We start from the raw sequence: 9,962 nt of genomic DNA on the forward strand, positions 1-9,962 counted from the left end.
TTCGACGCTTCGAACGGTTCATTCCACTCTTCGAATGCCTTATCCTACGCTTCGGATGCCTCGTTCCAAGCTCAGGATGTCTCATCCGAAGCGTGGAACGCCGCATTCCAAGCGTCGAAGGGGTCATTCCACGCTGGGAACGCCTCATCCGAAGTGTCGGATGCCTTGTTCCAAGCGTGGAACGGCGCGTCCCCAGCGTGCTGCGGGGCATTTTCCGCTGCCTATCCGGCGGTCAGCAGAGCGTGTTGCTGGACATGACACCTGATCTGGGCAATATCCGCATCCATAACCTCGCAGCGGCTCGCCAACTGGGACAGCCCGGCCAGCGCAGGCGGCAGCTCCACCTCTTTGCCGATGGCTTGGCGCACTGCGTCGCCGAATTTGGCCGGATGCGCAGTGGCCAAGCAGACTACAGGCCGCTCCTCTTTCAACTCCAGCGCGGCCCTCACGCCGACTGCGGTGTGCGGATCAAGCAGATAATCATGCTCCTGATGCACTTGGCGGATCGTGGCGATGGTCTCTTCCTCGGAAACCGTGCGGGCGGCAAAGTCGCGGCACACCAGCTCTTGGCAGCCGGACAAATCCATCCGCCCGGTCGCGGCGAAATGCTCCATTTCCGCTTTCACCCTGCCGCTGTCCTCATTGAAGAGATAATACAGATACCTCTCGAAATTGGAGGCGATCTGAATATCCATCGAAGGGCTGAAGGTCGGAGTCACGGCCCCGGCAATGGAATAATCGCCCTGATTGACGAAGCGGCTGAGAATGTCGTTCGAGTTCGTGGCAAGAATCAGGCGGTTGATGCAGCCCTCCGGCAGCAGCCGCTTGGCCACATAGCCAGCGAAGATGTCGCCGAAGTTGCCGGTCGGCACCGAGAAATCCACCGACTCGCAGCCCTGCTTGCGCAACTTGAGGCAGGCGAAGACGTAATAGACCACCTGCGCCAGCACCCGCGCCCAGTTGATGGAGTTGATCGCGCCAAGGCGGTGTTTGTCGCGGAAGTCCAGATCGTTGAACAGCGTCTTGACGATGGCCTGCGCGTCGTCAAAGGTGCCGCGCACCGCGATATTGAAGACATTCGCGTCCGTGACCGTGGTCATTTGCAGGGCTTGAATCGGGCTGGTGCGGCCATGCGGATGGAGGATGAAAATGTTGATCCCCTTCCGCCCGCGCACGCCGTAAATCGCCGCGCTGCCGGTGTCGCCGGAGGTCGCGCCGATGATATTCATGAAGCCGCCGCTTTTGTTCAGCTCGTACTCAAAAAGATTGCCGAGCAGCTGAAGGGCCACGTCTTTGAAGGCCAGCGTCGGGCCGTGAAACAGCTCCAGAATGTGCAGCCCGCCGACTTGGCGCAGCGGCGTGACGTGCGGATGGCGGAAGCTGCTGTAGGCCCGCTCGATCATGTCTTCCAGATCGGCGCGGGGCATGTCGCCGGTGAAGAGCGAGAGCACTTCCAACGCCAAATTCTGATAAGGAAGCGTCTGCCAGGCGTTGAGCAGGACTGGATCAATCGTGGGCAGATGTTCCGGCAGGAGCAGACCGCCGTCCCGTGCCAGACCCATCATCACGGCTTGGTCAAAAGGAACAGGCGCGATGCCGCCGCGTGTGCTGATGTAGTTCATAGTGTCAGTTTTAATGTTGATGAATGCAGCAATCTCTTGTTTCTCTTGCTGGTTGTTTAATCAAGCGTATCTTGGGCCGAGTGCTTTGCGCTTCAGCACCAGAACACGTGGCCGCGCACCTTTTTCTGGGGTGAAATCCAAGCCTGAACGGAAGATTTCTGGCATATAGAAACGGGCTACGCCATCTTTTTCCCTGTCTTCATAAATGACACCCATTTCCTCTAAAATTCCCTTCTCATCTTGGTTCGTGTCAAAATGTTCAAGTGTGAATGGAATTTTTTTCTCCTGCTTATCGGCAATCTTTTCAACCCATCTTTTGAACTCTGGGTATTCTTCCTTAGCTTCATCGACTTTCTCACGGCTGCACGGCACAATTGCTCGCCGAATAGCCTGAGGAGGCAGCATACGGTCGGTCGCCCATCTGTCCAGCATAACTTCTTCTGCATGGTCGATAGCAATTTTCGCTGCATGCAGCAGAAAGCGCACAATGTCGCGAGCTTGAATCCGACCCTTGAAATCTGTCAAAGCTGCAAATATCCAGTTGATGCTGCTGGCTTCCTTTGAGCTGTCCGCACCAAGTTTCATGCCCCAGAGCTGTTCAAGCCGGTCGTTCAGCTCGTCTCGGCTCAAGGACTCTACTTCTTCTGCCTTTGCATCGATCACCCCAGCTTGGCTGCAAATCCAGAAGACAAGCCTCTTGAATGACTCTTCATCCCAAGACAGGTCGTAAGCTCGGTAGAGGTTTTCAAACTGGGCAAGATTCTGTGTTACAATATGCCGAAGAAAGTCACGACGGAGAAAGATGATAACTCCAATGTTTGCTTGACGGATTTCGGAAAGTCTCTTGGGCAGATCAATGAGTGCTCTGAGTGCCGACTGCTGTGCTGAATTAGAAGAAATTTCTGTAAAGACATCCTCAAGACCATCAAACAAAAAAACAACCTTTATGCCTCGTTGCTTGAGTTCATTGTTAAGGTATGTCAACGTGTTCGGCTGGCCGCTGCCATAACCAATGCCCAAGGCATTCTGAAGTTCGCCAACCCAAAAGCTGGTCCACTCCAATTCTGAACACGTTTCTTTATGAAGCATCTCCTTGATTCTGTCCTGACATGCGCTGGGAGAAAATTCCGGCAAATCGGTGTCGAGGGCTTTTGTCACTTCATCTCTCGCCGTCATTGTGATTTGCGCTGCATCATCTTTGAGAACTTTCGATTGAAGCAGAGGGAAGATGTACGTTTCCGTCTTCAGCTCCGTTTCCGGCGTTCTTTTGAGCACATGTTCCACAAATTTTTCCCACGTGCGGAATTGAGAGAGCTGGATGTAGTTGAATGTCTTCCCAGCCCCTTTCGCGCCAATGGAAACTGCACGGGGCAGCTCCTCGCTGAAGGCGGCGGCAAGATTTTTCAAGGGATCGGTGACCAACAGCCCTTTGCCTTTGCCATTTTCAGCAAATTCATACTGCTTGCAAACCTCTCTGAGCTTGCGGGCTTCACTGAGCTGCCCTTCTTTGTTGTATCCAGTCTTCTGGGTTGCAGATGACTTTAGCTGACTCTTAGCCCATTCTCTTGCCGTTCTCATAATCGAAGACGGCGCGAGCTTGGAGCGGGCATCCTCCCAGCCGTTGATATACAGCAGCTCTTCAGCAAAATCTGTTTCTGAAATTTGCAGCCTTTCCAAATCATAAGCCGACCTGAGCTTGACGAGAGCATCTGCAAAAGCTGGCCGATCTTTAAGTTCCGGTTTCAGCATACTTATAATCAAGGAAGGATCGTAATAGTCAACTTCTTCCGTCTGAGTTGATGCCGGAGGTGCAAGACAGCTTATTTGATCAAGCACAAGACTTGTTCCTGACACGGATTGTTCGGTGATGGTTGTTACAATGTAACGCTGTATGCGGGGATCAAAAAGAATAGGACTTGATATTTCGCTCAACCCGGCTCGGAGATCTATCAAAACGTAATCCGCTCCGACCGCCTGTCCTAATTGAAAGACGGCCTTGCCGCACTCCCATCCGTCCTGATTTCTGGCTAAATGCTCAGGCAGGACGGGAGTGTCAAGTAGCTGTCTGTCTTTGAGACAGGCTGGAAGAAAATACCAAGTTGTTCTTCCGTCTGTTTTAGGAGCTTTTTTTATCTCCTTTGCAAATAAATCAAGTGTCTCGACAATATCTGAAGGCGCATATTGATATATTTCGAGAAAATCCAGAAAAGACACAGAGGGCTGCTGGCTTTCCTGACGATTCCAATAGGTGAGGCCGGGAGCCTCTAAATCGGCATCAATCACCAATACTGTCGCTGTCTGCCCAAGCTCTTTAGCCCTGTCGAGCAGAGCAAAAAGGAAGGCAGCCAAATGTAGCGTGCGGCCCACTCCGCCCTTGAAGGAATAAAACGAGACCAGTTTGGGTTTGTTAGAAAGAAACGGCTGCGGAAGCGGAAGTCCGGGGATTGCAGAAAATTCTGTTTCCCCGTCCAGCTCTCTCTTTTCGAGATACGCCATTTCCTCCCAGAAAGGGCGTGGGGATATATCCGTGTTGCTTGGCTCTTCCCCGTATATAAACTCTACTGGAAGCGCACCGTCGCCGAAATCAAGCTGAATAACCGACTTCTCTTCTTGATACCACTCGCCAAACCAGTCCTTCAATTTTTTTTTAGCTTTTTCAATCTGTTCTTTTTGCTGAATGCCTATTTCCAATGCATCGGAATAGCATGATATCCTGACTATTCCATCTGGGAGCTTTCTGCCGCCGACTGTTACTTCCCGAATAACCCTTTTCACATCAAGCCATGTCAGCAATCTTGAAAAATTCATCGCAGCTCTCTCTTGATCCATTCGGATATCTGTAGCAGTTTTTCTTCCAGTATATCGTCAGTCTCAGCACTAGCTGACTGACCGCCATATCTCCACATCTGATTGATCTGGCCAGCGTTCAGTTCACGTCTTTCGCTGCTGTTGCCGGAACCAACCAGATCGCACATCTGAATTCTGTGGGGCAATCGTAGCTGTCCGTTCACACTGACCACATCAAGCAGCTTGTTGATGTTATGTTGCGCCGTTCCAATCTCCGGGCAAGAATCAGTTCGTTTCGCGCTGCATCTCTTCATGATGACCGCTTTCAATCCGCATTCCACGGCGTAAAATAACAGCAGCCTGAGCGCGTTGTTTCTGCCTGTCCGCTCAGATGCGGACAAATTGACCCGCCACGCTCTTGCCATCTCTCGGTAAGTAAAAGGGATTGCCATCTTTGAATATCTGGACTGCGTTAGAAAAGGATGACGGGCAGGAGCAGGCCGCCGTCCCGTGCCAGACCCATCATCACGGCTTGGTCAAAAGGAACAGGCGCGATGCCGCCGCGTGTGCTGATGTAGTTCATAGAGAATTCAGAAAGATGAAATCAGAGTGGCTTGCTGGTTATGTTGTCTCAGCAGCATGTGTTGTGTTTCCCGCCGCAGCCGCAGGAGCTTTTCTCCTCCTGCTCAGGCTGCGTCCCGCAGCAGGAGGACTTCTTTGCCTCTGTCTTGCCGAAGCGGCGTTGCAGGCTGTTCAGCAGCGGGCGCACGGACAAGGCGAAGAGAACAACGACCGCCGCCAGCATGACTTCATGCGGCAGCATCGCCCCGTGATGACCAATCGTTGCCGCCGCCTTGATGCCGAGAGAGAGATAGACCGCGTCCACGGCCAAGCCGCAGAGCACGCTGACCACAGCGATGGAGAGCAGGAACAGCCCGGTGGCCCGTTTGCCAAGAATGCCGATCAGCACAGTCAGCGAGGTGATGTTGGTGGCTGGCCCGGCGAGCAGGAAGACCAAGGCGGTGCCGGGGCTGGCTCCTTTGAGGATGAAGGCTGCGGCGATCGGGGTTGAGGCTGAGGCGCAGATATAGAGCGGAATGCCCACCGCCAGCATCAGCAGCATGGAGTAAAAGCCGCCGCCCAGCCACGTGGAGAAAATCTCGTCCGGCACCAAGGCGGTGATGATCCCGCCTGCGATGATGCCGATGAAAAACCAGCCCATGATGTCCGGCCAGAGATCATTGACCATATACTGAACACCGGCTTTCAGTTTGGCGGCGAAGCCTGGCTGCTGCGCAGGTGCAGCAGATGCTGCGGCTCCAGCCATGCGGAAAGGCGGGAGAGCGGCCTGCGGCTCAGCTTTTGACGGCTTGAAGGAGATGAAATTCTCCAGCAGCCCAGCCACGGCGGCGGAGATGAAGGCCGAGACCGGACGGGCCACAGTCATGATCGGATCGAGCAAAGCCCAGCTCATGGTGATAGAGTCAATCCCGGACTCCGGCGTGGAGATGAGGAAGGCGGTGACTGCGCCGTTGTTCGCTCCCTGCTTCTTCAGCGTGGCGGCGGCGGGCAGCACCCCGCAGGAGCAGAGCGGGATCGGAATGCCGAGCAGGGCCGCCTTGAAAACCGAACTGAAACGGCCTTTGCCGAGATGCTCGGCCACATAGGCGGGCGAGAGGAAGGTTTTCAGCAGGCCGCCCACAAGCAGTCCGAAGAGGATGTAGAAGGCCGCCTGGTTGAGCAGCTGCCAAGAGGCGTTGACAACCTCGGCAAGAAAAGAGAGCATGATGGCACCGTGTTGGAGAAAAGGACTGTGTCTGCGCATCTAAACGCACTCTGCGCCGGTCGTCAACTGAAAACCGCAGCAGCACGCGACGCGCTTGACAGGCAGAGGCAAATCACGTACATTGCGGCAGTCATTCCCTTTCTTCTTCTCTCCACCGCACCTTCGACGGGACGAAACGCTATGTTCGGCATAGGTTTTCCTGAAATGATCGTCATTCTGGTCGTGGCCTTGATTGTGGTCGGGCCGGACAAACTGCCTGATCTGGCTCGTTCGCTGGCCAAAGGCGTGAACGAGCTGCGCGGGGCGATGAATCAGATCAAAGAGAGCTTGAACGAGGAAACCAAGGTCATTAGCTCGGTGAAGGATGATTTGCGCAAGACTGCCGGGCAGATGAAGGACAGGCTGCTGGCGGATGACGAGATCGGCGGCGGGCCGAGTCGGCCGCCGGTTCAGGCTGCGGATGTCGAGATGGAAGCTGACATGGCCGAGCTGGCTGAGCGGCTTGAGGAGCAGCAAGCCGACAATGCGGCGGCGGCAGCTCCAGAGGATGCGGCGGCTGAGGAGCGGGTGGTCGGCAGGAATCCTGTTCCGCCGCCCGAACCAGCGGCATGATCGCCTTTCTTGAACAGCTCCGGCCCCACCACGAGGAACTGCGCAGACGGCTGCTGGTCTCCGCTCTTGCAGTTGCGGCCTGCACCGGCGTGGCGTGGCTGTTCATTGACCAGATTGCGGCCTTCTCCCTTCGTCCGCTGCTGGAAAACGCCCAGCCGGGCAAACTGGTCTATACCCGCCTGACCGACGCATTTATTTCCTATCTCAAACTGGCCCTGCTCTGCGGCATCACAGTCAGCTTTCCCTTTCTGCTCTATCAGGCGTGGATGTTTGCCGCGCCCGGTCTGCTGGCCCACGAGAAGCGGCTGGTCCGGCGGATCATCTGCTGGTCCGGCGGGCTGTTTCTGGTCGGCGCGTTCTTCGCTTTTTTCATTGTTTTGCCGCGCACGCTGGCTTTTTTTATGAGCTATGCGGGAGAAAACCTCCGGCCCATGCTCAAGCTCAATCTTTATCTGGCCTTTGCCGCCCGGCTGGTGCTGGCCTTTGCTGTCTCCTTTGAAATCCCTTTCTTGATGGTCATGGCCGCAGCCGCCGGGCTAGTGCAGCGCAGCCATTTTCAGCACAAGCGCAAATTCTTCTATATTGCCATCGTCGTTCTGGCCTTCCTGCTCGCGGCGGGCGACCTCGCCGCAACAGTCCTGCTCGCCCTGCCGCTTTTCGGGCTGTACGAGGCCGGCATCATCGCAATGAAAATCTTTGTCCAAACGCAAGCAGCAGCATCTTGAATGTCTTGCATCTGTTAAAACTAATTTGATTTGATCTCTGTTCAAACTGAACAGCTCTATTTGAAGACACTCGGAAAGTGCCTGTTCAACGGATTTGACCTGCCACTCAAAGGAGCACATGACATGACCGAAGTCCGCGTCCGTTTTCCACCCAGCCCCACCGGCTACCTGCATATCGGCGGTGCGCGCACCGCGCTGCTCAACTGGCTTTGGGCCAAAAAGAACAACGGCAAATTAGTGCTGCGGATCGAGGACACCGACGAAGAGCGCAGCACGCAGACCTCGATCGACGGCATCATTGACGGCCTGCAATGGCTGGAGCTGGACTGGGACGAGGGGCCGTATTTCCAGACCGAATTCGCGGACGAGCACCGCAAGGCCGCAGAGCAATTGCTGGCTGCTGGTCATGCCTATAAGTGCTTCTGCACAAAAGATGAATTGGATCGCAAGCGCGAGGCGGCGATGGCCGCCAAGCAGGATGAGGTCGGTTATGATGGCACCTGCCGCAATCTGAGCAAAGAGCAAGTTGCGGAAAAGGAAGCGCAGGGCATCCCGGCTACCATTCGCTTCAAGGTGCCCAAGCGCGAGGGCAAGGTTGCCTACGAGGACAAGGTGCTCGGCACCATTGAGCGGGCCTACAGCGACATCGAGGATTTTGTCATTGTCCGCTCCAACGGCAAGCCGCTCTATCTGCTCTGCAATGTGGTGGATGACATCCGCGACCGCATCACCCACATTTTGCGCGGCCAAGATCACCTGAGCAACACCACCCGGCAGGTGCTCTTATACGAGGCTCTGGGCGCGCCGCTGCCGATCTTCGCGCACATGCCGCTCACCCTTGATCTCCAGAAGCGCAAGATATCCAAGCGCAGCCACGGCGAGGTGGTGGCAGTGCAGTTCTACCGCGAGAAAGGCTTCATCCCGTGGGCTTTGTGCAACTTCCTTGCCCTGCTGGGCTGGAATCCCGGCACAGAGCAGGAGATCTTCAGCCGCGAGGAGCTGATTGAAGCCTTCACGCTGGAGCGCATCGGCAAGGTTAACTCAGTGTTCAACTTGCAGAAGGACGACCCGAAGTTCTTCACCGACCCGAAGCTGATCGCCATCAACGAGCACTATCTGCGCTCCATGCCGATTGAGGAGCTGGCTGAGCTGGTGAAGAAAGACTTCCTCAAGCAGGGCTTGTGGGATGATGCCTACGAGGAAGCGCGGCGGGCGTGGTTCTTGGAGACGCTTAATCTCATCCGCGACCGCTTCCACACGGTCTGCGACTTCGCCACGCTGGGCCGGGCCTATTTCGCCGAGGATTACGCAGTTGAGGCCGCGCCGCTGAAGAAGAATGTGCTCAAATATCCTGAGCTGAAAACCTGGCTGCCGCTGCTGGCGGAGCGTTTCGCCGCCCTGCCCGAATTCAGCAAGGAAAGCACCGAAGAGGCTGCACGGGCTTTGGCCACGGAGTTAGACATCAAGCCCGGCGTGCTGATCAACGGGATGCGCACTGTGCTGACCGGCCAGCTTGCCGGGCCAGGGATGTTTGATGTTCTCCTTGCCTTGGGCAAGGAGAAAACAGTGCGGCGGATGCGGAGCATTGAGCATCTTTATGTCCGGCAGGAGGAACTGGCAGCGGCGTAACCACAACATCTTGTTTCGTGAGGAGTTCGCCGCAAGCACTCCTCACGCCCCTAGTGCCGCCTCGCTGGCCGATTTCAATGCCGCCTTCAGCTTTTCCTCAGCCTCAGCGAGCTTCTGCAAGCCCTCGGCCCGCTTCTGCCGGTTCTCGACATCCATTTTGATGCCTTGGTCAATGGTCTGAATCAGCTTGTCGGTCATCTGCTGCAAGGTCTCGACTTTGACAAAGCCCTCGCCTTGGGCCTTCTTCACCGCCGCTTGCGTCTCGCCCAGCATCTCGGCGGTGGACATCATCATATTGTTGGTCATCTCCCGCGTCTCATTGACCATCGCCATCGCCCGCTTCTGATCAAACAAGGAAATGGCGATGACCAGCTGCTTCTTCCACTCCGGGATCATCATCAGGATCGAATCCTGAATCATCTCCACAATCGCCTTGGAGCCTTGCTGGGCCACGCGGATGATCGGGCCGGAGGTTGTCGCTGAGGCGCGGGCCAGCTTGAGGTTGTAGAGCCTGCGGTCTAAAGACTGAATGCAGTCGCCGAAGTCCTTCAAATCCTGCAATTCCTTGGCATCCACGCCGTTCTGGGCGGCCAGCGTCTGCCGCTGCTGCTCGAACTGGGCTTCCATCTCGCCCAGCTTCATCTCGCCAGCGGCAATCACTACCTCCAGCTGGTTGAAATACTCGTTGTTGCGCTCAAAGAGGGTGTCCAAGCGGTTGAGATGAGAAATCTGGTTGGTCTTCTCGCCCTCCAGCCGTTTGATGATGGCATCAATCTGCACTTTGAGGGTTTCGTAGCGGCG

General features: G+C 55.6%; 8 protein-coding genes and 1 pseudogene. 3 read left to right on the forward strand and 6 right to left on the reverse strand.

Features of this window, described 5'->3' with window-relative positions; translation table 11 throughout:
* Positions 1 to 221: 221 nt before the first annotated feature.
* The 5 genes and pseudogenes from thrC to ACNKID_RS07810 form a co-directional block, all read right to left on the reverse strand.
* Entirely contained in the window at positions 222 to 1,622 is a 1,401-nt protein-coding gene (gene thrC, locus ACNKID_RS07790; RefSeq protein ID WP_417912877.1) for a threonine synthase, read from the reverse strand.
* Positions 1,623 to 1,682: 60 nt separating this feature from the next.
* On the reverse strand, positions 1,683 to 4,430 hold the full coding sequence (locus ACNKID_RS07795) for a KGGVGR-motif variant AAA ATPase (protein WP_417912878.1): 2,748 nt from the start codon (positions 4,428 to 4,430) through the stop codon (positions 1,683 to 1,685).
* Positions 4,427 to 4,861 (reverse strand): hypothetical protein, encoded by a 435-nt coding sequence (locus ACNKID_RS07800; protein WP_417912879.1) that lies wholly within the window; start codon positions 4,859 to 4,861, stop codon positions 4,427 to 4,429. The genes ACNKID_RS07795 and ACNKID_RS07800 overlap by 4 nt, the downstream gene beginning before the upstream one ends.
* A gap of 35 nt (positions 4,862 to 4,896) precedes the next feature.
* Positions 4,897 to 4,992: pseudogene (locus ACNKID_RS07805) on the reverse strand (hypothetical protein); the annotation flags it as partial.
* Between the two features lie 48 nt (positions 4,993 to 5,040).
* On the reverse strand, positions 5,041 to 6,195 hold the full coding sequence (locus ACNKID_RS07810) for an SO_0444 family Cu/Zn efflux transporter (protein ID WP_417912880.1): 1,155 nt from the start codon (positions 6,193 to 6,195) through the stop codon (positions 5,041 to 5,043).
* A 180-nt stretch (positions 6,196 to 6,375) separates the two neighbouring features.
* On the opposite strand from ACNKID_RS07810, the gene tatB reads away from it, so the two are divergent.
* The 3 genes from tatB (at position 6,376) to gltX (ending at position 9,161) form a co-directional block, all read left to right on the forward strand.
* Complete coding sequence (gene tatB, locus ACNKID_RS07815) at positions 6,376 to 6,807, forward strand: Sec-independent protein translocase protein TatB (RefSeq protein WP_417912881.1); 432 nt, start codon at positions 6,376 to 6,378, stop codon at positions 6,805 to 6,807.
* Entirely contained in the window at positions 6,804 to 7,532 is a 729-nt protein-coding gene (gene tatC, locus ACNKID_RS07820; protein WP_417912882.1) for a twin-arginine translocase subunit TatC, read from the forward strand. Before tatB ends, tatC begins: the two co-directional genes overlap by 4 nt.
* 123 nt (positions 7,533 to 7,655) lie before the next feature.
* Positions 7,656 to 9,161: a glutamate--tRNA ligase gene (gene gltX / locus ACNKID_RS07825; protein WP_417912883.1), complete on the forward strand. Its 1,506-nt coding sequence runs from the start codon at positions 7,656 to 7,658 to the stop codon at positions 9,159 to 9,161.
* 42 nt (positions 9,162 to 9,203) lie between these two features.
* On the opposite strand, the gene ACNKID_RS07830 is transcribed toward gltX, so the two are convergent.
* Positions 9,204 to 9,962 (reverse strand): toxic anion resistance protein (locus tag ACNKID_RS07830; RefSeq protein ID WP_417912884.1); only part of this gene is annotated, 759 nt, incomplete at its 5' end.

Source organism: Candidatus Electronema sp. TJ (assembly GCF_048287355.1).
Taxonomy (GTDB): domain Bacteria; phylum Desulfobacterota; class Desulfobulbia; order Desulfobulbales; family Desulfobulbaceae; genus Electronema.

What these genes read in the sequence shown, in the direction of transcription:
- ACNKID_RS07800 (WP_417912879.1), bottom strand. Translation starts at nt 4,861, where the DNA reads ATGGCAATCCCTTTTACTTACCGAGAGATGGCAAGAGCGTGGCGGGTC.
- gltX (WP_417912883.1), top strand. Translation starts at nt 7,656, where the DNA reads ATGACCGAAGTCCGCGTCCGTTTTCCACCCAGCCCCACCGGCTACCTG.
- tatB (WP_417912881.1), top strand. Translation starts at nt 6,376, where the DNA reads ATGTTCGGCATAGGTTTTCCTGAAATGATCGTCATTCTGGTCGTGGCC.
- tatC (WP_417912882.1), top strand. Translation starts at nt 6,804, where the DNA reads ATGATCGCCTTTCTTGAACAGCTCCGGCCCCACCACGAGGAACTGCGC.
- ACNKID_RS07810 (WP_417912880.1), bottom strand. Translation starts at nt 6,195, where the DNA reads ATGCTCTCTTTTCTTGCCGAGGTTGTCAACGCCTCTTGGCAGCTGCTC.
- ACNKID_RS07795 (WP_417912878.1), bottom strand. Translation starts at nt 4,430, where the DNA reads ATGAATTTTTCAAGATTGCTGACATGGCTTGATGTGAAAAGGGTTATT.
- thrC (WP_417912877.1), bottom strand. Translation starts at nt 1,622, where the DNA reads ATGAACTACATCAGCACACGCGGCGGCATCGCGCCTGTTCCTTTTGAC.